At 68.1% G+C, this 19,282-nt stretch carries 22 protein-coding genes; 16 read left to right on the top strand and 6 right to left on the bottom strand.

The features are described 5' to 3' along the window. Positions 1 to 4 precede the first annotated feature (4 nt). Positions 5 to 922, bottom strand: coding sequence for a hypothetical protein (locus tag ACFQY2_RS02820; protein WP_378744102.1), 918 nt, complete (start codon positions 920 to 922; stop codon positions 5 to 7). A 346-nt stretch (positions 923 to 1,268) separates the two neighbouring features. Here ACFQY2_RS02820 and rpsF point away from each other — a divergent pair, with 346 nt between their 5' ends. The 10 genes from rpsF to ACFQY2_RS02770 all read left to right on the top strand — a co-directional run bounded on the left by rpsF (position 1,269) and on the right by ACFQY2_RS02770 (position 10,134). Further along, positions 1,269 to 1,634: a 30S ribosomal protein S6 gene (gene rpsF, locus ACFQY2_RS02815; RefSeq protein ID WP_378744101.1), complete on the top strand. Its 366-nt coding sequence runs from the start codon at positions 1,269 to 1,271 to the stop codon at positions 1,632 to 1,634. Between the two features lie 5 nt (positions 1,635 to 1,639). Further along, positions 1,640 to 2,137 carry a single-stranded DNA-binding protein gene (locus tag ACFQY2_RS02810; protein ID WP_378744100.1) on the top strand — a complete coding sequence of 166 codons (498 nt, stop codon included), beginning with the start codon at positions 1,640 to 1,642 and terminating at the stop codon, positions 2,135 to 2,137. A gap of 47 nt (positions 2,138 to 2,184) precedes the next feature. Continuing rightward, positions 2,185 to 2,439 carry a 30S ribosomal protein S18 gene (gene rpsR / locus ACFQY2_RS02805; RefSeq protein WP_307369931.1) on the top strand — a complete coding sequence of 85 codons (255 nt, stop codon included), beginning with the start codon at positions 2,185 to 2,187 and terminating at the stop codon, positions 2,437 to 2,439. An 11-nt stretch (positions 2,440 to 2,450) separates the two neighbouring features. Continuing rightward, entirely contained in the window at positions 2,451 to 2,903 is a 453-nt protein-coding gene (gene rplI, locus ACFQY2_RS02800) for a 50S ribosomal protein L9 (protein ID WP_378744099.1), read from the top strand. A gap of 113 nt (positions 2,904 to 3,016) precedes the next feature. Next, positions 3,017 to 4,054 (top strand): Gfo/Idh/MocA family protein, encoded by a 1,038-nt coding sequence (locus ACFQY2_RS02795; RefSeq protein ID WP_378744098.1) that lies wholly within the window; start codon positions 3,017 to 3,019, stop codon positions 4,052 to 4,054. 193 nt (positions 4,055 to 4,247) lie between these two features. Continuing rightward, complete coding sequence (locus ACFQY2_RS02790; protein ID WP_378744097.1) at positions 4,248 to 5,549, top strand: extracellular solute-binding protein; 1,302 nt, start codon at positions 4,248 to 4,250, stop codon at positions 5,547 to 5,549. 78 nt (positions 5,550 to 5,627) lie between these two features. Further along, on the top strand, positions 5,628 to 6,620 hold the full coding sequence (locus ACFQY2_RS02785) for a carbohydrate ABC transporter permease (protein ID WP_378744096.1): 993 nt from the start codon (positions 5,628 to 5,630) through the stop codon (positions 6,618 to 6,620). Next, positions 6,617 to 7,534 (top strand): carbohydrate ABC transporter permease, encoded by a 918-nt coding sequence (locus tag ACFQY2_RS02780; protein WP_378744095.1) that lies wholly within the window; start codon positions 6,617 to 6,619, stop codon positions 7,532 to 7,534. Before ACFQY2_RS02785 ends, ACFQY2_RS02780 begins: the two co-directional genes overlap by 4 nt. 1 nt (position 7,535) lies before the next feature. After that, the gene (locus ACFQY2_RS02775; RefSeq protein WP_378744093.1) at positions 7,536 to 9,011 is read left to right on the top strand and encodes a GH1 family beta-glucosidase; all 1,476 of its coding nucleotides are present in this window, start codon (positions 7,536 to 7,538) and stop codon (positions 9,009 to 9,011) included. An 88-nt stretch (positions 9,012 to 9,099) separates the two neighbouring features. Further along, positions 9,100 to 10,134 carry a LacI family DNA-binding transcriptional regulator gene (locus ACFQY2_RS02770; RefSeq protein ID WP_378744092.1) on the top strand — a complete coding sequence of 345 codons (1,035 nt, stop codon included), beginning with the start codon at positions 9,100 to 9,102 and terminating at the stop codon, positions 10,132 to 10,134. A 431-nt stretch (positions 10,135 to 10,565) separates the two neighbouring features. On the opposite strand, the gene ACFQY2_RS02765 is transcribed toward ACFQY2_RS02770, so the two are convergent. Beyond that, positions 10,566 to 11,561 (bottom strand): hypothetical protein, encoded by a 996-nt coding sequence (locus ACFQY2_RS02765; protein ID WP_378744091.1) that lies wholly within the window; start codon positions 11,559 to 11,561, stop codon positions 10,566 to 10,568. Between the two features lie 485 nt (positions 11,562 to 12,046). Between ACFQY2_RS02765 and dnaB the strand changes: the two genes are divergently transcribed. The 5 genes from dnaB (at position 12,047) to ACFQY2_RS02740 (ending at position 16,003) form a co-directional block, all read left to right on the top strand. Continuing rightward, positions 12,047 to 13,420 carry a replicative DNA helicase gene (gene dnaB, locus ACFQY2_RS02760; RefSeq protein WP_378744090.1) on the top strand — a complete coding sequence of 458 codons (1,374 nt, stop codon included), beginning with the start codon at positions 12,047 to 12,049 and terminating at the stop codon, positions 13,418 to 13,420. A gap of 156 nt (positions 13,421 to 13,576) precedes the next feature. After that, positions 13,577 to 14,104, top strand: a complete 528-nt coding sequence (locus tag ACFQY2_RS02755; protein WP_378744089.1) for a hemerythrin domain-containing protein — start codon at positions 13,577 to 13,579, stop codon at positions 14,102 to 14,104. Positions 14,105 to 14,149: 45 nt separating this feature from the next. Continuing rightward, complete coding sequence (locus tag ACFQY2_RS02750; protein ID WP_378744088.1) at positions 14,150 to 14,527, top strand: GntR family transcriptional regulator; 378 nt, start codon at positions 14,150 to 14,152, stop codon at positions 14,525 to 14,527. After that, positions 14,520 to 15,371: an ABC transporter ATP-binding protein gene (locus tag ACFQY2_RS02745; RefSeq protein ID WP_378744087.1), complete on the top strand. Its 852-nt coding sequence runs from the start codon at positions 14,520 to 14,522 to the stop codon at positions 15,369 to 15,371. The genes ACFQY2_RS02750 and ACFQY2_RS02745 overlap by 8 nt, the downstream gene beginning before the upstream one ends. Continuing rightward, positions 15,368 to 16,003 (top strand): ABC-2 transporter permease, encoded by a 636-nt coding sequence (locus ACFQY2_RS02740; RefSeq protein WP_378744086.1) that lies wholly within the window; start codon positions 15,368 to 15,370, stop codon positions 16,001 to 16,003. The genes ACFQY2_RS02745 and ACFQY2_RS02740 overlap by 4 nt, the downstream gene beginning before the upstream one ends. A 92-nt stretch (positions 16,004 to 16,095) precedes the next feature. On the opposite strand, the gene ACFQY2_RS02735 is transcribed toward ACFQY2_RS02740, so the two are convergent. Together ACFQY2_RS02735 and ACFQY2_RS02730 are read right to left on the bottom strand one after the other, a co-directional pair. Next, positions 16,096 to 16,830 (bottom strand): SDR family NAD(P)-dependent oxidoreductase, encoded by a 735-nt coding sequence (locus tag ACFQY2_RS02735; protein ID WP_378744085.1) that lies wholly within the window; start codon positions 16,828 to 16,830, stop codon positions 16,096 to 16,098. 2 nt (positions 16,831 to 16,832) lie between these two features. Further along, entirely contained in the window at positions 16,833 to 17,591 is a 759-nt protein-coding gene (locus ACFQY2_RS02730) for an NADPH-dependent F420 reductase (protein WP_378745013.1), read from the bottom strand. A 19-nt stretch (positions 17,592 to 17,610) separates the two neighbouring features. On the opposite strand from ACFQY2_RS02730, the gene ACFQY2_RS02725 reads away from it, so the two are divergent. Next, positions 17,611 to 18,276: a TetR/AcrR family transcriptional regulator gene (locus tag ACFQY2_RS02725; RefSeq protein WP_378744084.1), complete on the top strand. Its 666-nt coding sequence runs from the start codon at positions 17,611 to 17,613 to the stop codon at positions 18,274 to 18,276. Between the two features lie 62 nt (positions 18,277 to 18,338). Here the strand turns inward: ACFQY2_RS02725 and ACFQY2_RS02720 are convergent, their stop codons facing one another. Further along, a complete protein-coding gene (locus tag ACFQY2_RS02720; RefSeq protein ID WP_378744083.1) occupies positions 18,339 to 18,524 on the bottom strand; it encodes a hypothetical protein in 186 nt (61 codons plus the stop codon). Beyond that, the gene (locus ACFQY2_RS02715; protein WP_378744082.1) at positions 18,521 to 19,261 is read right to left on the bottom strand and encodes a DsbA family protein; all 741 of its coding nucleotides are present in this window, start codon (positions 19,259 to 19,261) and stop codon (positions 18,521 to 18,523) included. Before ACFQY2_RS02715 ends, ACFQY2_RS02720 begins: the two co-directional genes overlap by 4 nt. Positions 19,262 to 19,282: the final 21 nt, after the last annotated feature.

The following is a 19,282-nucleotide window of genomic DNA, read 5'->3' as shown; positions in this document are numbered from 1 at the left end:
CGGTTCACCCGGTGGTCCCTGAGCCTGTCGAAGGGTCGGCCCTCCACGTGAGGTCGGCGTTCTCGGCAAGCGGCAGAGCTTCGATCGCCGGGTCGGCGCAGATCGCGCGGACCAGGTCGACGGACCCGGCGACGATCGTCGAGTCGAAGTCGATCTCGCTGACCACCACCCAGGCCCGGTCGTCCGGCCAGATGAGGCTGGGATGCTGTGCCGACGGCGGGAAGCCGTGCTCCTCGGCCACGGTGTCGCGCCACGGCGCGTCGAGGGTCCAGTCCGGGTCGGCGAACACCCGCGGCGGTGCGGAGAACAGCACGTGTTCGCGGCCGGGCAGCTGCAGGCGGGGGCCCTCGGAGATCTCGCGGGAGAGGATGCCCTCCTGCCAGGTGCGCCTGCGGAACGCGTCCTCGAAGGGGCTGCGGATGCTGCGCTGGAGCATCTGCTCGTGGGCGGGCTGGTCGGTGAATCCGAAGAAGCTGCGGGACGGTGAGTGCCCCATGAAGCCCAGCAGTCCGCCCCACCCCGCCCAGAGCGCCGCGAACCCGGCATCCGGAGTACCGGTGTGCTCGACCAGGTGCCGGGCGACGGATGCCAGCAGCTCAGGCGGCATCGAACCCTCTTCGGGAGAGGTGAACTCACGGCCGTCCGGGCCGTTCCGCGTGCGCCAATCCTCATCATCGGGGGTGCGGACCAGGGCGCGCCATTGCGCGAGCGGATGCAGACGGGTGGCGAACACGGATGCGACATCCGCCCAGGTCACGGCGACGTCGTCGGGGATCTCGGGACGCGACCGCACGGATGCCGGGTGGAACACGCGCGCGTACGCGGCGTACCCGCGCGGCACGACACCGTGCATCGTGGCGTACCCGTCGTCCAGCCGCTCGCGCAACCAGTTCCCCGCGGAGGGGGCAGCGATCCACTCCATGCGATAACGGTACCCGCCAGGATTCCGTCGCCGCCGCCGCCCGCTCCGCATACGAAGAAGCCCCGTGGAGCATTCCACGGGGCTTCTTCGTCATCGGCTGTCAGCCACCCAGGCCGCCGAGCAGCCCGGAGACGCTGCTCCCCTGATCCAGCCCTGTTCCGGTCGAGCGGCGGCATCCCCTGCGGGTGCCGCCGTTCGTGCACGTCCTGCAGGATCGGCTCGCATCCGGTAGACTTCTGAGGTTGTCTGCCCGGCGGCGCCTTGCCGAAGGAGCTGACGACATGCACACACCCTCCTGCTTCCGGGAAAGCCCCGGAAGCCGTTCTAGTCCGAAGGAGGTGGGTAAGTGACGCACCAGTACGAGCTCATGGTCATTCTGACCCCCGAGCTGGACGAGCGCCAGGTTGCCCCCAACCTCGACAAGTTCCTGAAGGTCATCACCAACGATGGTGGCTCGATTGACAAGGTCGATGTCTGGGGCAAGCGCCGTTTCGCCTATGAGATCAACAAGAAGAACGAGGGCATCTACGCCGTCGTCAACTTCACCGCGACGAGCGCGGCCACCCAGGAGCTCGACCGCCAGCTGAAGCTGAGTGAGCTCGTCTTCCGCACCAAGGTCCAGCGCGCCGAAGAGGCGCAGGCCATGGTCGCAGCCGAGGCGAAGCGCGCAGCCGACAAGGCCGCTCGCAAGCCCAAGGTCGCGAAGGCGTAAGCATCATGGCCGGCGAAACCGTCATCACCGTGGTGGGCAACCTCACCGCAGACCCCGAACTGCGCTACACGCAGAACGGCCTGCCGGTGGCGAACTTCACCATCGCCTCGACTCCGCGCACGTTCGACCGTCAGGCCAACGAGTGGAAGGACGGCGATGCGCTGTTCCTTCGCGCGTCGGTCTGGCGCGAGTTCGCCGAGCACGTGGCAGGATCGCTGACCAAGGGCATGCGCGTCATCGCGCAGGGCCGCCTGCGTCAGCGCTCCTACCAGGACCGCGAAGGCAACCAGCGCACGTCGATCGAGCTGGAAGTTGACGAGATCGGTCCGTCGCTGCGATACGCGACGGCACAGGTCACGCGGGCCGCATCCACCGGCGGTGGTCAGTCCCGTCCGCAGCAACAGCAGCAGCAGGTCTCGGACGAGCCGTGGTCGACCCCCGGTTCCTCGAGCGCTGACGCCTGGAGCACTCCGGGCAGCTTCGGCGACGACACCCCGTTCTGAATTCCGGATGCTGCACAGCATCCGACCTCATCTGTTAAGGAAAACTCATGGCTGGAAAGTCGAGCGGCGACCGCCGCAAGCCGCGGAAGGGTGGCAAGCCCACCGCTCCCGCGAAGTCGATCCGCGTGGGCGTCATTGATTACAAGGACGTCGCAACGCTTCGCAAGTTCGTGTCCGAGCGCGGAAAGATCCGCGCCCGTCGTATCACCGGTGTCTCTGTGCAGGAGCAGCGTCTGATCGCCAAGGCGATCAAGAACGCTCGCGAGATGGCTCTCCTGCCCTACGCCGGCGCTGGCCGCTGAGGGGTACGGACATGTCTAAGCTGATTCTCACGAACGAGGTCGCCGGGCTCGGCAGCGCCGGCGATGTCATCGAGGTCAAGAACGGGTACGCCCGCAACTACCTCATCCCCCAGGGCTTCGCCGTCGCGTGGACCCGTGGTGGCGCCAAGCAGGTCGAGTCGATCCAGGCCGCCCGCAAGGCTCGCCAGATCCACGACCTCGATGAGGCGACCGCACTGAAGAACAGGCTCGAGGGCACCAAGGTGCGTCTGGCCGTCAAGGCCGGTGGCGAGGGCCGTCTGTTCGGTTCCGTCAAGACGGCCGATGTGGCCGACGCCGTCGCCGCAGCCGACCTCGGCTCGATCGACAAGCGCAAGGTGCACATCGCCAACCCGATCAAGTCGGTCGGTCTGCACGAGGCGACCGTTCGTCTGCACGACGACGTCACCGCCGTCATCACGCTGCAGGTCGTCGCCGCCAAGTGATCGACAGCGCTCTCTGAGTCTGTCGCAGGACGCCCCGCTCTCCTCGGAGGGCGGGGCGTCCTGCGTCGTCTCATGACGGCAGGCGCGCCCGCGTGTGCAGTATGTTCGGGCCCATGACCCCCGCACCGCTGTCCCTGCCCTCGCCGCGCTCCGAGCCGTTGCGCGGGGGTCCCGTGCTGCGGTGGGGCGTCGTGGCGCCCGGCACCATCGCGACCGATTTCGTGCACGCGCTGCACGCGCACACCGACCAGAGGGTGAGCGCTGTCGCGTCCCGCTCGCCCGAGCGCGCGGCCGCATTCGCGACACGACATGACATCCCGAGGTCGTACGGCGACTACGGACAGCTCTACGACGACCCCGACGTGCAGATCGTCTATGTGGCCTCGCCGCACAGCGAGCACCTGCGCCTCGCGCAGGACGCCATCGCCGCGGGCAAGCACGTGCTCGTGGAGAAGCCCCTGGGCCTGTCGGCGCACCAGGCGCGTCAGATCCGCGACCGGGCCCGTGAGGCCGGTGTGTTCGCCATGGAGGCGATGTGGACCCGTTTCGTGCCCCGGACGGATGTCATGATGCAGCTGCACGAGGACGGTGCGCTCGGCGACGTGCGGCTGGTGATGGCGGACCTCGGCTTCGCTGCACCGCCCGGGTCGGGCGGCCGGCTGTTCGACCCGGCGCTCGGAGGCGGAGCTCTCCTCGACCTGGGCGTCTACCCGATCTGGCTGAGTCATCTCTTCCTCGGGACGCCGATCTCGATCACCGCGCGCGGCACGTTGACCCGGTCGGGTGTCGATGAGCAGAGCGCGCTCGTGATGGAGTACGCCTCGGACGCGCAGGCGCTGCTCAGCACCAGCATCCGGGTCACGACCCCGGGTGCGGCAGCGATCTCCGGCACGGGCGGCCGGCTCGAGATCGACGCGAACTTCGTCTTCCCCGGCGGGTTCACCCTGACCGACCCGGCCGGCCGCCGCGGTCGCTTCGAGGACCGCTCAGGGCTGACCCACCGCGAGGGGATGGCCTGGCAGGCCGCCGCCGTGGCCCGCCACATCGACGACGGCCTGAGCGAGTCGCCGCTGCATCCGCTGCAGTCCACGATCGACGTGCTGGAGACCATCGACGAGGCGCGTCGCCTGCTCTCGGTCGTATCCGCCTGACCCCCGCGGACGAGCGGGCACGCGACGGCGACGACGTCCGCGTCGTGGCGTAACACTGTGGGAGCGCGCCCATAGATTCCTTGACAGGCCCCAAACACGAGCGTATGGTCGCTATAAAATCACCTGAGAGCGCTCCCACGCGCATTAATGCAAGCGCTCCCACACCTACCCATGCACACAAGGAAGTGAACCCGTGAAAGCATCACGAAGCAGGATCGTCACGTCCCTCGCCGGCGCCGCGGCGCTGGCACTCGTCGTCACCGGCTGCTCTTCGGCGGCCGACTCAGGCGACGCCGGGGGCGACGAGAAGATCACTCTGACCATCACCACCTTCGGCACCATGGGCGTCGAGACCGCCTACGCCCAGTACATGAAGGATCACCCGAACATCACGATCGAGGCGACGAACCTCGAGGGTGGCGGTGCGGCCCGCGATGACGCGTATGCGAAGATCGCCGCCAACACCGGTCTCAGCGACATCGTCGCGATCGAGGAGGGCTGGCTCGGCACGATCGCCGAGGTCTCGGACGCCTTCGTCGACCTGCGCGACTACGGCATCGAAGACGTCAAGGACCGCTGGCTCGACTGGAAGTACGAGCAGGGCACCACGCCCGACGGCCAGGTCATCGGCGCCGGCCTCGACATCGGGCCGCAGGGTCTCTGCTACCGCGGCGACCTTTTCGAGTCCGCCGGTCTGCCCAGCGATCGCGACGAGGTCGCGGAGTACTTCGGTGGGGACGACGCGACGTGGGACCGCTTCTTCGAGGTGGGCAAGGAGTACGTGGAGAAGACCGGCAAGGCGTTCTACCACAGCCCCCGCTTCTTCTGGAACTCCTTCGTGAACCAGCAGAAGGAGGGGTACTACAAGAAGGACGGCGAGACCCTGAACATCAAGGACAACAAGGTCCTGAAGGAGCAGTTCGCGAAGATCGTCCAGGCGGAGAAGGACGGCCTCGGCGCCGGCCTGCCGGGCTGGGAGGTCGGACCCGAGGCCAAGGCCGGCGACTACGCCGTGTACATGTGCCCGAGCTGGATGCTCGGCATCGTGCAGGGCTACTACGACGAGGGCACCACGGACAGCGGCTGGGACTTCGCCAACGTCCTCCCCGGCGGCGCGGCCAACTGGGGCGGCGCCTTCCTCGGCGTCTCCTCCACCTCGGAGCACCCGGAGGAAGCAGCTGAGCTCGCACTCTGGCTGGCCTCTCCCGAGCAGCAGGCCAAGGCTTTCGAGAAGGCCGGACCGTTCCCGAGCACGCCGGAGGGCCAGAAGCTCGTCGCCGACACGAAGAGCGCATTCTTCAACGACGCACCGGTCGGCGAGATCTTCGCCGAGCGCGCGAAGGGAGTCGTCGCCCAGGTCAAGGGACCTGAGGACTCCAACATCCAGGACAACGTCTTCGGCCCCATCTTCGACCGGGTCAGCCAGGGCGAGGTCACCGATCCCGACGAGGCCTGGGACCAGGCCATGACTCTGCTCGATCAGATCGTCGGCTGATCGACCCGGGTGGCCCGGCGCACCGCGCCGGGCCACCCGCTCACCCCTTCATCACCCTCCTCGCGGATTGGCTTGACGATGACCAGCTCACCGGGCCGCGCTGCCCGTTCTCATCTGACGTTCCGTCAGAAGGTCAGTCGCTTCGACTACACCTACTCCCCCTACTTCTACGTCGCGCCGTTCTTCATCCTGTTCGCGCTGATCGGCGTCTTCCCGATCGCGTACACGTTCAACGTGTCGCTGTACGACTGGCACCTCCTCAAGGGCCAGGGCGACTTCGTGGGCCTCGAGAACTACGTCTCGGTCCTGAACGACCCCTTCTTCTGGAACGCGTTCGGCAACACCATCAGCATCTTCCTGCTCTCCGCCATCCCGCAGCTGATCGTCGCCACCATCGTGGCCGCGCTGCTGGATCAGGCCATCCGGGGCAAGACGTTCTGGCGCATGAGCATCCTGCTGCCGTACATCGTCGCTCCCGTCGCGGTCACGGTCATCTTCCTGCAGGTCTTCAATCAGTTCCATGGGCCCATCGCCGGACTGCTCGAGCTGTTCGGGCTGGATCCCATCCGCTGGGCGTTCGACGTGTTCCCGTCGCACGTCGCGATCGCCACCATGGTGAACTGGCGCTGGACCGGGTACAACGCGCTGCTTCTGCTCGCCGCGATGCAGGCGGTCCCCCGTGACGTCTACGAGTCGGCCATGCTCGACGGCGCCAGCAAGGTGCGTCGCTTCTGGTCGATCACCATCCCGATGATCCGGCCGACCATCATCTTCGTGGTCATCACCGCGACCATCGGCGGACTGCAGATCTTCACCGAGCCCAAGCTGTTCGATTCGCGGACCTACGGGGGAAGCGACCGTCAGTTCCAGACCGTCGTGCTCTACCTGTACCAGCTCGGCTTCCCGCGGCGCGACTTCGGCCGGGCGTCGGCGACCGCCTGGATCCTGTTCGTCGTCATCGTCCTCGTCGGACTGCTCAGCTACGCCGCCACGCGCGCTGTGCGCACCGCCGATGAGAAGAGGACCCGCACCGAACGCGCGGCAGTCCGCGCGAAGCAGGGAGTGTCATGACCGCCCTCATCACGTCGCCGCAGGCGACGACATCCGACTCCAGCGATCGTCAGGCGAGCGCAGAAGACCGACGGGCGAAGCGCCGGCGCTTCTACGAGCGACCGGGCGTGCTGACCTACGCACTCCTCGCGGCCTTCTTCGCCGGCTCCGCCTTCCCGCTGTGGTGGTCGTTCGTGATCTCCAGCCGCCAGTCGTCGGACACGAACCTGGTGCCGCCCGCCGTGCTGCCCGGGCCGAACTTCCTCAGCAACGCGCTGAAGGTCTTCGACACCGTCCCGTTCCTGCTGGCGCTGCTGAACAGCGTCATCATCTCGGGCGCGATCACCATCTCGGTCGTGTTCTTCTCCACGCTCGCCGGGTACGCGTTCGCGAAGCTGCGCTTCCGCGGCCGCACCGGCCTGCTGCTGACGGTGATCGCGACCATGGCGATCCCCACCCAGCTGGGCATCGTCCCGATGTTCATGCTGATGGCCGAGTGGAAGTGGACGGGCACGCTGCAGGCGGTCATCGTGCCCGGCCTGGTCACGGCGTTCGGCGTCTTCTTCATGCGCCAGTATCTGGTCGACGTCATCCCCGACGAGCTCATCGAGGCCGCGCGCATGGACGGCGCGAGCATGTGGGGTACCTTCTGGCACGTCGCCGTCCCCGCTGCGCGACCCGGGATGGCGGTGCTCGCGCTGTTCACCTTCATGGCGTCGTGGACCGACTACCTGTGGCCGATGCTGGTGCTGGGCCCGCGCAATCCGAACGTGCAGACCGCGCTGGCATCACTCAGCGCTGCCGGCGGCCAGAACCCCGACAACGCCATGGTTCTCGCGGGGGCCGTGCTCTCGGTCATCCCGCTCCTCATCCTCTTCTTCGTCGCGGGCAGGCAGCTCGTGGCCGGAATCATGCAAGGCGCAGTGAAAGGCTGACATGACCATCGAGATGAACGCCCACACCCGTGAGAGCCCGGCGATCCCCGGCACACAGGGAGATCCGGACTACCGCGACAGTGGGCTCGAGTTCCCGGCGGATTTCGTGATCGGGGCGGCGACCGCCGCGTACCAGATCGAGGGCGCCGCCACCGCCGACGGGCGCGGACCGTCCATCTGGGACACCTTCAGCGCCACACCGGGCCGGGTCGTGAACGGCGACACCGGTGCGGTGGCCGATGACCACTACAACCGGCTCGAGTCCGATCTCGACCTGATGGCCGAGATGGGCCTGGAGGCCTACCGCTTCTCGATCTCCTGGCCGCGCGTGCAGCCGCTGGGCTCGGGCGCCGTGAACCAGGCGGGACTCGACTTCTACAGCCGTCTCGTCGACGGGCTGATCGCGCGCGGCATCCGCCCGGTCGTCACGCTGTATCACTGGGATCTTCCGCAGCCGTTGGAGGATGCCGGTGGCTGGACCAACCGCGAGACCGCGTACCGGTTCGCGGAGTACGCCCGGATCGTCGCGGAAGCGCTCGGCGACCGCGTCCCCGCGTGGACGACGCTGAACGAGCCGTGGTGCAGCGCCTTCCTCGGCTACGGATCAGGCGGTCACGCCCCGGGCCGGACCGACGGCGCCGCCGCGCTCACCGCCATGCACCACCTGAACCTCGCCCACGGCCTCGCGGTGCCGGTGCTCCGCGAGGTGGCTCCTCAGGCCGAGGTGTCCATCACCCTCAACTTCCATGTCGTGCGCTCGGAGGACGGCGTCGACGGGGCCGATACGGAGGCCGTGCGCCGGATCGACGCGCTCGCCAACCGCTCGTTCACCCAGCCCCTGCTCGTCGGCGGGTACCCCGCCGACCTCCTGGAGGACACCGCATCCGTCACGGACTGGTCGTTCGTGCTCCCGGGCGACACCGAGATCATCCGCCAGCCGCTCGACAGCCTCGGGGTCAACTACTACTCCACGGCGCGCGTGCGGATGTGGGACGGCGTCTCGCCGCGCGAGCACGCCGACGGGCACAAGAGCGCCCGGGGCTCAGCCTGGCCGGGCAGTGAGAACGTCGAGTTCCTCACCCAGGAGGGCCCGTACACGTCGATGGGCTGGAACATCGCCCCGGACGGACTCGAGCACCTTCTCCTCTCGCTGGGGGCGCAGCACCCCGGCCTGCCCCTGATGATCACCGAGAACGGGGCCGCCTTCGAGGACGAGGTGGTCGGCGATCGCGTGCACGACCACGAACGCGTCGACTACCTGCGCCGTCACTTCACCGCCGCGCACCGGGCGATGCGCCAGGGCGTCGACCTGCGCGGATACTTCGTCTGGTCGCTGTTCGACAACTTCGAGTGGAGCTACGGATACAGCAAGCGGTTCGGGATCGTGCACGTCGATTACGACACGCTGGAGCGCACGGTGAAGGACAGCGGACGGTGGGTGACGCGGCTGATCGAGGGGCATGTGATCCCGGACTGAACCGCATGTCATGATGGCGTACGGTGTAGAGGTCCCACCTCCGAGACGAGGACCAGAGAAGGCGCCCGACGGGCAGCAGGAGACAGAAGTGACGACGGAGCCGGCCCCCGCGGCGCAGCCCTGGATTCCGACCCTGGAAGAGGTCGCCGCTCTCGCAGGGGTCTCGAGCTCCACCGCGTCTCGGGTGATCAACGGCTCGCCCCGGGTCACCGAGCAGACGATCGCGCGGGTGAACGCCGCGATCGCCAAGGTCGGCTACGTACCCAACAGGGCGGCGCGCAGCCTTGCCCGGCGTCGGACCCAGACCGTCGCGATGATGATCCCCGAGCGCACGGCGGAGTTCTTCGCCGATCCGTACTTCGCCGAGGTCATCCAGGGCGCGGCCATGTACGCCTCCTCCACCGAGTACTCCCTGACGCTGCTGATCGAGTCCGAGAAGGATCCGGAGAAGACGCATCAGTTCCTGCGCCGGGGCAACGTCGACGGCGCGCTGATCCTGTCGCATCACAGCGCATCATCGTCGTACCGGGAGCTCGCTCGCACTCTTCCCGTGGTCTTCGGTGTGCGCCCGCCCGGCGAGATGGGCGACGAGATCCATATCGTCGACGTCGACAACCACGCCGCCGCCGTCATGGGCACGCAGCACCTCGTCGACCGCGGACGCAGACGCATCGCCACGATCACCGGACCGCTGGACACGTTCGCCGGGCAGGAGCGCCTGCGAGGCTGGCGCGAGACGCTTCTCGCGGCCGGGCTCGAGCCCGGTCGCAGCGAGGAGGGCGACTACACTCCCGCGGGGGGAGCGGCGGCAGCCCGCCGACTCATCGAGGCGGATGCCCCCTTCGACGCCATCTTCATCGCATCCGCCCAGATGGCGTCAGGCGCGATGACCGTGCTCAAGGAGAGCGGGCTGCGCGTCCCCGCTGACGTCGCGGTGGGCACCGTCGACAACAACGTCTTCTCGACCGGCACCAGTCCGCAGTTGACCACGGTCGATCTGCACACCGCTGCGAAGGGGGCGGCCATGATGGCGACCGTCGTGCGCCTCATCAAGGGCGAGCAGATCGGCGTCGAGACCCTGGTGCCGATGACCCTCGTCGAGCGCGAATCCACCGCGCTCTGACCGCTGCCCCCGAACGAGCCCGGACCCGCGTCGGCGGACCGCGCCTGCGGACAGAAAAGGCGGGTGCCTCACGAGGGGAGGTGAGGCACCCGCCGAGGCGGCCGGCCGGGGAAGCCGAGAACCGCCCGAGGTGCGGCGCCGCGGAGGAGGGGATCTCCACGGCGCCGCCGGATGCCGACGGCGCGCAGGACGCGCGGAGGCGTCACGGGGCGCGCAGATGCGGCATCCGATCCACCGATGGCGCGTTCCTTCCCCCGAAGGACGCGCAGCACCGGCGGAAGTCGTCAGGCCGTGCGGTGTCGGCGATCGTCCATGCGGACGCGGGGGGCTGTCATGCCCATGTCAGTTCTCCTGATCGGTGGTTCGAGTCGTGAGCGCGCGCCTGCGCGCGCCGGATCGGCGGACGACGCACGGGTCGCCCGGGACTCGGATCAGTCGGGAGAATGGTCGGTGGTGCCCGCCGGACCCGTGGGCAGCACGTCGTCGCCGGCGTGCACGGCGGTCAGGAGGGGCCCCAGCACGTCGCTCGCCTGGAGGGCGCCAGGCAGGACCCCGGCGGATGCGGACGGTCCGGCTCCGGCTGAGGAAGCGGAAGGCGGAGCGGCGGGCTGATGCTGCGTGCTCGCGCCGCGGGTGTCGAAGGGCGTGGGGCTCGGCGCCTTCTCGGATGCGGCGCCGGAGGTCACGACCGGGGTGATCGCCGCCGGGGCCGGCGCGGTTCGTGCGGCGGCGAATGTCGTCGTGCGGTGCGTGCGCTGTGCGTGCGCGCGAATCGTGCCGTCGGACGCGTGCTTCGCCGCATGGGCCGCCTGGTGCCGAGCGGCCGCGTGGGCGTCGTGCCGAGCCGCCGCCTCCGCATGCGGGGACTCTCGGCGCGGGTCGCCGGAGTGGTCGCGGCCCGCAGGATGCTCATCGCGATCCTGACGGTGCAGTGCGAGGGTGCGGGCGGCGCGCTGCGTCAGCGTACGCGCCTCATCCCGGGCCCGCGTCGCGGCGTCCCTCCGCTGCGTCGCCGCGTTCATGCGCTCGGTCGCGGCCTGCGGCAGGGCAGCGGATGCGCGGGGAGCGGGCGGCGTCGCCGGAGGCGGGGCGATCGTGTGGCCGGCCGCGGGCTTCTGCGGTGCGGGCTTCTGCGGTGCGGGCTTCTGGGGTGCGGGCTTCTGGGGTGCGGGCTTCTGGGGTGCGGCGGACTCGCGGACAGCGCGCCTCTGCTGGGCCTCGGCCGGCGAAGCGTGCGCCGTCGCCGGTCGCGCCTGCTGGGCGGTACTGGTCTGCTGGTGCACCGGCTTCGGCGGGCGTACGGAATCATCGTCCGCATGGGCGGGTGACCCGCCGAGGAGCACGCTGAGCGCGGCCCAGATGAGGACACCGAGGCCGGCCAGCAGCCACATCGCTCGGCTGCGGTTGTCGACAGACGCGGACCGCACGTTTTCCTTCCCCAGCACCGGCGAAATCCCGCCAGAACAGCTTGAGCGACGATACCTCGTCAGCGACGCCGTGTCCACACGGCCGGGTGTGCGGCGGCGTGGCGGAGCGCCAGAATCAGCACTTGACTTTCCCCAGGTTCTACACATCCCTCCTCACGGGCGCCAACCTTAAATCTTGGCTTGAAGTCGAATCCCATCCACAGGATGGGGACGAGGGAAACACCTGGTGAGACGCAATAAGAGGGCGGTATATCGATGCTCTCCACCGGGTTGTCCACAGGTCCTCTGCACAGACACCCCCGAGTTCTCCGCAACCTCTCCACAGAGTTATCCACAGGGTGTGTTGCGAGGGCCCTGGCGCTGCTCGTAGCTTGAGGGAGACCGGATGTCCGAGGCTCGTGATTCGCTGTGTGCACGACCGCACGGGTGTCGGTCGCGTGGCTGACGGCAGGCGATCGCATCGCCGTCGCCGGGGGAGGAGCACGGTGTCGATCGCTGATATCTCGAACGAGCGACTGGGCGGGTCGCGCCCGCCTGAGCGCACCCCTCCGCACGACCTGCTGGCGGAGCAGAGCGCACTGGGCGGGATGCTGCTCTCGAAGGACGCCGTCGCGGATGTGATCGAGACGCTCAAGGGCGCCGATTTCTACGTGCCCAAGCACGAGCTCATCTTCGAGGCGATCCTGTCGCTGTACTCGCATGGCGAGCCGACCGACGTCGTGGCGGTGACCGACGAGCTGATCAAGACCGGCGAACTGGGACGAGCGGGCGGCGCGGACTACCTGCACACCCTCACCTCGATCGTGCCGACGGCCGCGAACGCCGGCTACTACGCGGGCATCGTCTCCGAGCGCGCGATCCTGCGCCGCCTGGTCGATGCCGGTACGCGCATCGTGCAGCTCGGCTACGCGGGCGAGGGGGACGCCACCGACATCGTCAACAACGCGCAGGCGGAGATCTACTCGGTGACGGGCGCCGAGGCCGCCGAGGACTACGTGGCGCTCACGGTCGCCGTCGACGCGGCGGTGGAGGAGATCGAGGCGGCGAACGGCCGCGACGGCACCATGACCGGCATCCCGACCGGGTTCCGCGAACTGGACGAGTTGACCAACGGCCTGCACGGCGGACAGATGATCGTCGTCGCCGCTCGCCCTGCGATGGGAAAGTCGACGCTGGCGCTGGATTTCGCCCGCGCGGCGTCCATCGGCCACGATTTCCCCTCGATCTTCTTCTCCCTCGAGATGGGAAAGAGCGAGATCGCGATGCGACTGCTCAGCGCGGAGGGCGGCATCCCGCTGCAGAACATGCGCAAGGGCACGCTCGACCCGCGCGACTGGACCACCGTGGCCGCGACCCGCGGGCGCATCAATGACGCGCCGCTGTACATCGACGACAGCCCCAACATGACGCTCGTCGAGATCCGCGCCAAGTGCCGCCGACTCAAGCAGCGCGAGGGCCTGAAGATGGTGATCATCGACTACCTGCAGCTGATGACCAGCGGCAAGCGCGTGGAGTCGCGTCAGCAGGAGGTCTCGGAGTTCTCGCGTGCCCTGAAGCTGCTCGCCAAGGAGCTGCAGGTTCCGGTGATCGCGCTGAGCCAGCTGAACCGTGGTCCCGAGCAGCGCACCGACAAGAAGCCCGCGATCAGCGACCTGCGCGAGTCCGGCTCGATCGAGCAGGACGCCGACATGGTGATCCTGCTGCATCGCGACTCGGTGTACGACAAGGATGTGCGCCCGGGCGAGGCGGACCTGATCGTCGCCAAGCACCGAAACGGACCGACGGCGACCATCACCGTGGCCTTCCAGGGCCACTACTCGCGCTTCCACGACATGGCCCCGGGCGGCGACTTCAACTAGTCGTGGTTCCCCGCCGCAATGACATGTCCACTCGTAGTCGGCGGGCGCTCGGCATCTCTGCCATTGCCGTGACGAGGGCAGCGATAGGCGGGGGACACTCCCATCGGGCAGTAGGCTGGCCGCAGCGTCGCGTGCTGATGACAGGCTGTGTCAGGCATGGAGGCGCCGGACACAAGGAGTGGACGATGGCCCCGTCGCATCCTTTGTTCTCGCGTGACTGACCGCGAGACGACCAGGCTCATCGCCTGGAGCAACGAACTCCGACGTGCACATTCACGGTTGCGCGACGCACTGCGGGTCGCGCGTGTTGCGGTGCAGGGCGGCGGCGACCCGCAGACGGTGAGCAGTGAGCTCCTGCTCTACTGCCGGGGATTCTGCGCTGCGCTCGATAAGCATCACCGCGGTGAGGACCGGTCGCTGTTCCCCGTGATCGAGGCAGCCCACCCGGAGCTCGCGCCGGTGCTGCGCAATCTCGAGCAGGATCACTCGATGATCGACTTCCTCCTCACGGCGCTGCGTTCGGCCGTGGACGAGGGCGCGGCACCGTCGGAACTCGACCGACATCTGGACGGGATCGGAGCGATCATGGAGAACCACTTCGCGTATGAGGAACGTCAGCTGCTCCGGGTACTGGACACACTCGCGCTGCAGGAGGATCCACGCATCGTGCTTGGCACTTTGTAGCGGGCGCTGTTACTGTTCTTGTGTGTATATACAGCAGGTGGACAGGTGAGGATCGTCGTCTCCACGGACTCGACGATCCCGATCTACGACCAGATCAGGGTGCAGGTGCGCTCTGCGATCCTGTCGGGAACGGTGGCGGCAGGCTCGCACCTGCCCTCACTGCGGCAACTCGCAGCCGATCTTCGAGTCAGCGTGATCACGATCACCCGTGCGTACAACAACCTGGTCGCAGAAGGGCTCGTGAGCAACGAACATGGTCGCGGCTTCGTCGTGCTCGACGTCGATCCGCAGACCGCATCGACCGCACTGCGTGAACGTGTGAACGATGTGCTCGAGGACCTCTACACCGCAGCACGCCATGCACGACTCAGCAGCGCTGACGTGCACCGACTGATCGACGAGACCTGGAGGGCTCATGACTGACGCGTTTGCCCGACTCGATGAACTGCGCATCCGACGTTCGAGCTTCGACGTCGCCGACGTCTCACTGAAGATTCCCCCAGGGAGGGTTGTCGGTCTGGTCGGCCCGAACGGTGCCGGGAAGACCACGATCATCCGTGCGCTGCTCGGTCTGATCACGCCCGATGCAGGAGCGGTCGAGGTCTTCGGGCAGCCGGCGGGATCCCCTGTTGCGCTCGCCCGCACCGGCGTGGTGCTCGACCAGCCGACCGCCGCGCCGGAGTGGCGCGTCGCAAGCCTGGGCCGCCGACTGGCGCCGTTCTACCGCGCGTGGGACGAGGACCACCTCGTCGAGCTGCTCGAAAGATTCGACGTACCCCGCAGCGGGCGCGTCGGCGACCTTTCGCGTGGACAGGGCGTCAAGCTCACGCTCGCCACGGCACTTGCGCAGCGCCCCGACCTGCTGATCCTCGACGAGCCCTCCAGCGGTCTGGATCCGGCGTCGCGTCGTGAGATCGGCGACGTCATCCGGGAGTTCATGGTCGACCCTGAGCACTCCACTCTCCTCTCGACACACATCACCACCGATCTGGACGACCTCGCCGACGAACTCGTCGTGCTCGTCGGCGGCCGGGTCGCGCGCCAGGGTGAACTCCTCGACGTGCGCGACGAGTTCGCGCTCGCTCGCGGAGCGGGAACCGTGCCGCCTTCCGGCGTCATCGGGCCTCAGACCCGGGGAGCCCAATGGTCAGGGCTCATCAGAGCGGCTGACACCGCATCCTTCGACGCCGACGTCGTGATCGACACCGCCAGCGTCGACGACATCATCATCCACCTTGCCGCCGAACACCGGGAGGCCGCAGCATGACGATTGCCTTCATTCGATTCGATCTTCTGTCGTGGCTGCCTCGCAAGCAGACGCTGCTGCCCCTCGCCTTCATCGTCGTCGTGGGTGTGGCGCTCCCGGTGCCGGGCATGGCCGTGGTCGCGTCCGCGGTCGTCGCCTCGATGATGATCTCCGCGCCGTTCCTCGCCGACGAGCGGGGTCGTCTCGACATCCTCTACGGCCTGCTTCCGATCTCCCGGAACAAGGTGGTCGTGGGACGCGCGGCAGCGCTTCTCGTCTACTACGTCATCGCCTTCGGCGTCGCCGCGCTCACCACGTTCGTCGTAGCGATCGCGCGCGGTGACACGATCCCGATGGAGCTGGTCGGCGTCGCGCTCGCCGTCGGTTTCGCCTTCATCGGTCTCGCGATGGCGCTGCAGCTGCCCGTGCTGTTCCGCGTCGGGTACACGCGCGGTCGTCTCGTCGCCTACGCGCCCGCCTTCGTGGTCGCCGGGCTGATCTGGCTGAATCAGGGCACGGGCCTGGTCAAGATGGAGGGGCAGCTTCTCTCCACGATCGGGCTGGTCATCGCCGGTGTGGTCATCGGCGCTTTCGGCTCTGCACTCGGCGTGGTCATCGCGACGCGAATGTACCGGAACCGCGAACTGCGTTGACGGTGGTCGGCTGGCCCGCGCCCCGGCATCCGCGCGCAGGAAAGGGGAGGCCGCCGTCGGCGACCTCCCCTGAGGAACATTCATCTGCGTACTCAGATCACTGTCGAACCTCCGTCCGCCACGAGCTCCATGCCGTTGACGTAGCTGGAGTCGTCTGAGGCGAGGAAGAGCGCCGTGGTGGCGATCTCCTCCGGCTGGCCCATCTCGCGCCGCGGGATGACGGATTCGAAGACCGCCATCATCTGGGCGTCCAGGTTCTTCTCCATCATGGGGGAGGAGACCTGGCCGGGGGTCAGCACGTTCACGCGGATCCTGCGATCCCGCAGCTCCGCGACCCACACCCGTGCGTAGGCGGGGAGCACCGCCTTGCTGCCGGCGTAGGCGGCCCACTCCGGGTACCCCCGGACGGAGGCGTTCGAGCCGGTCATGATGATCGAGCCGTTGTCGTTGAACAGCGGCAGGGCCTTCTGCACCGTGAACAGCGTGCCTCGGGCGTTCACCGAGAACGTGCTGTCGAACTCCTCCTCGGTGATGTCGCCCAGCTTCTGGGGTCCGCCGGCGCCCGCGCTCGCCCACAGCACGTCGATCGAGCCCCTCTCCTGCTGGACCGTCTCGAACAGGCGGTCCAGGTGGGTGAGATCGGCCGAATCGGCCACGACGCCGGTGACGTTGCGTCCGATCTGCTTCACGGCCGCGTCGACCGTGTCCTGGTGGCGTCCGGTGATGAAGACGTACGCGCCCTCTTCGACGAACAGCTTGGCGCCCGCGAGCGCCATTCCACTCGTGGCCCCGGTGATGACCGCGGTCTTGCCGTCAAGCTTTCCCATGCTCAGTTCCCTTCTGCGATGTTGACGCCCAGCGAGAATCCGATCCCCAGGCCGCCGCGCGCCAGACCCATCTCCAAGAGACCGGCCCCCTCGAGCCAGTGGGCCATGAAGAGCTCACCGGCATCGCGCGGGCGCAGCCCCAGGCTGGTGATGAGCGCCGCCACCTTGGCCTTGGCCTGCGCGTCGTCGCCTGCGAAGAAGACGTCCGCCGGCTCGCCCGACGCGACGATCTGGCTGAACAGGGTGTTGAATCCCTTGATCACGCGAGTGCTGGAGGGAGTGGCCTCGTCGACCAGCTTCGCGACGGAGGTGTCATCCGGCACGGCGAGGCCGGTGCCGGTGGCGTTGAACGGGTTCGTGATGTCGATGACGATCTTGCCTGCGAGGGCGTCGCCGAACTCCTTGGCGACCGGAACGGCGCTGGCGAACAGCACGGCGAGGAAGACGATGTCTCCCGTCGGTGCACTGCCCCAGGCGCCGGTGGTCACATCCGCGCCGAGGGTCTTGGCCAGCGATGCGGCCTTCGCCTCGTCGCGAGCGATGATCTGGACGCTGTTGCCGCCCCTCACCGCCCGGCTGCCGATCCCGCGGGCCATGTTGCCCGCCCCGATGATGGTGATGCTGCTCATGGTGAGCTCCTTCGTTATCCGTTGATGACCCGGCGACTTCTCTCGCCGGGTGGACGAGCGGAGCACCAAATATGAGGCACCCCTCCGGTTCGTGTGGAAGAACCGGAGGGAGGCCTCAGGTATTCCCAGCATCGGGGAGTAGATTGACGGCATGACCATCAGTGAGGTGAGACGCAAGCCTCTGCGCCGCGACGCTCAGGCGCGGTACGACCGACTCGTCGCCGCGGCACGGGCGGAGTTCGCCGCACGCGGCATGGACGCCTCCCTGGAGAAGATCGCCCGCGATGCCGGCGTCGCGATCGGGACGCTGTACCGGCACTTCCCGACGCGGATGGACCTGCTGCTCGCGGCGTTCGAGCCTCGACTGCGCGAGTTTCTGAGCGAAGCGGAGAAGGCGCTGCAGATCGAGGACCCCTGGGAGGGGTTCGCTGGCTACCTGGAGAACCTCTTCCGCCTGCAGGCGGGCGACCGCGGATTCAACGACTTCCTGTCCCGTCGCTTCCCTGGCAACGCCGAGACGGAGAGCATCCACGACCGGATGTGTCAGCAGATCGAGGATGTGCTCACGCGCGCCCAGGAGGCCGGCAGCGCTCGTGCCGACATCACCCGTGCCGACATCGTGAATCTCATCTGGTTCAACGGCCGGATGATCGACGCCACCAGCGCCACCGTCCCGAACGCGTGGCGCCGGCAGCTGCACATCATGCTCGACGCCTACCGCGCCGAGCGCGCCCACCCTCTTCCCGAACCGGCGATGACCGACGAGCAGCTCTACAACGCGATGGTGCAGCTCAACGCGAACGACCAGTCGCGGTGACGCCGCCGCAGACAGGCGAAGCGGGGCGCACCCGCTCGGGCGCGCCCCGCGGGGCGGTGGCGTCAGCGAGCGTCTGAGAGCCCGCTCACGACGGCTGAGGCGATTCCGGCACTCAGAGAGCCCGAGGGAATCGCGCACACGTCGCCGCAGAAGCCGGCGGCGACTTCGCCGAACGGGGTGAACGCGGGCGTCGCGCTGACGCCCATCCCGTCGGCATCCTCCACCCGGGTGACGGTCGAGTCGCTCATGCTCCCGGCCTCTCCGACCAGGCCTGTTCCAGGGCGCGCTCGAGCACGGCCTGCTCCTGGGCTCCCGACAGGGCGTACTTCCCGTCGACGACGAAGAACGGCACGCCGGTGATGCCCTGCGCGCCGGCTCGCGCGATGTCGGACCGGACGGCGGGCAGGTGCTCGCTCGAGGCCAGCGCTCGCGTCGTCTCGGCACGATCCAGACCCAGCCGTTCGGCGATGTCTGCCAGGACCTCCGCATCGCCGACGTCCCGACCCTCGGTGAAGTAGGCGGCGAACAGCGCCTCTTCTGCCTCGAGCTGCTTGCCGGCGGCCTTCGCATGATGGATCAGCTGGTGGGCGAGCAGCGTGTTCGTGACCTGAACCGCATCCCAGTTGTAATCGATGCCGATGCGCTTGCCGAGCCGGACCATGTGATTCAGCATGGTGTGCACCTCGGCCTCTGTCGATCCGGTCTCGCGCGCGATGAACGCGGCGGCGGGCTCCGTCTTTCCTGCGGGGAGATCGGGCGCGAGCTGGAAGCTGTGGAACTCGATCTCGACCTTGCGGCCTTCGCCGAGGCCCCGGGCCGCGAAGGAGGCGGCAGCCGCATCGAGCCGTCGCTTGCCGAGGTAGCACCACGGGCACATCACGTCGGCCCAGACATCCACCTTGAGGTGATGCGTCCGGTCATGCAGTTCGCGCCCGGCCGAACCGCGGGTGTCGCCGGATTCCGTCGTCGTCATGATGTTGTTCACTGGGATTCTCTCTTCTCGTGT

The sequence above is a fragment of the Microbacterium sp. GCM10027623 genome, assembly GCF_042666935.1.
Taxonomy (GTDB): Bacteria; Actinomycetota; Actinomycetes; order Actinomycetales; family Microbacteriaceae; genus Microbacterium.
The sequence above is the reverse complement of the archived record's forward strand: the minus strand, read 5'-3'. Positions and strand labels throughout refer to the sequence as shown.

Excerpts from the sequence above, each read along its gene's own strand:
- ACFQY2_RS02820 (WP_378744102.1), bottom strand. The coding sequence starts at position 922 with ATGGAGTGGATCGCTGCCCCCTCCGCGGGGAACTGGTTGCGCGAGCGG.
- ACFQY2_RS02810 (WP_378744100.1), top strand. The coding sequence starts at position 1,640 with ATGGCCGGCGAAACCGTCATCACCGTGGTGGGCAACCTCACCGCAGAC.
- rpsR (WP_307369931.1), top strand. The coding sequence starts at position 2,185 with ATGGCTGGAAAGTCGAGCGGCGACCGCCGCAAGCCGCGGAAGGGTGGC.
- rplI (WP_378744099.1), top strand. The coding sequence starts at position 2,451 with ATGTCTAAGCTGATTCTCACGAACGAGGTCGCCGGGCTCGGCAGCGCC.
- ACFQY2_RS02795 (WP_378744098.1), top strand. The coding sequence starts at position 3,017 with ATGACCCCCGCACCGCTGTCCCTGCCCTCGCCGCGCTCCGAGCCGTTG.
- ACFQY2_RS02785 (WP_378744096.1), top strand. The coding sequence starts at position 5,628 with ATGACCAGCTCACCGGGCCGCGCTGCCCGTTCTCATCTGACGTTCCGT.
- ACFQY2_RS02780 (WP_378744095.1), top strand. The coding sequence starts at position 6,617 with ATGACCGCCCTCATCACGTCGCCGCAGGCGACGACATCCGACTCCAGC.
- ACFQY2_RS02775 (WP_378744093.1), top strand. The coding sequence starts at position 7,536 with ATGACCATCGAGATGAACGCCCACACCCGTGAGAGCCCGGCGATCCCC.
- ACFQY2_RS02755 (WP_378744089.1), top strand. The coding sequence starts at position 13,577 with ATGGAGGCGCCGGACACAAGGAGTGGACGATGGCCCCGTCGCATCCTT.
- ACFQY2_RS02745 (WP_378744087.1), top strand. The coding sequence starts at position 14,520 with ATGACTGACGCGTTTGCCCGACTCGATGAACTGCGCATCCGACGTTCG.
- ACFQY2_RS02740 (WP_378744086.1), top strand. The coding sequence starts at position 15,368 with ATGACGATTGCCTTCATTCGATTCGATCTTCTGTCGTGGCTGCCTCGC.
- ACFQY2_RS02735 (WP_378744085.1), bottom strand. The coding sequence starts at position 16,830 with ATGGGAAAGCTTGACGGCAAGACCGCGGTCATCACCGGGGCCACGAGT.
- ACFQY2_RS02730 (WP_378745013.1), bottom strand. The coding sequence starts at position 17,591 with ATGCTGGGAATACCTGAGGCCTCCCTCCGGTTCTTCCACACGAACCGG.
- ACFQY2_RS02725 (WP_378744084.1), top strand. The coding sequence starts at position 17,611 with ATGACCATCAGTGAGGTGAGACGCAAGCCTCTGCGCCGCGACGCTCAG.
- ACFQY2_RS02720 (WP_378744083.1), bottom strand. The coding sequence starts at position 18,524 with ATGAGCGACTCGACCGTCACCCGGGTGGAGGATGCCGACGGGATGGGC.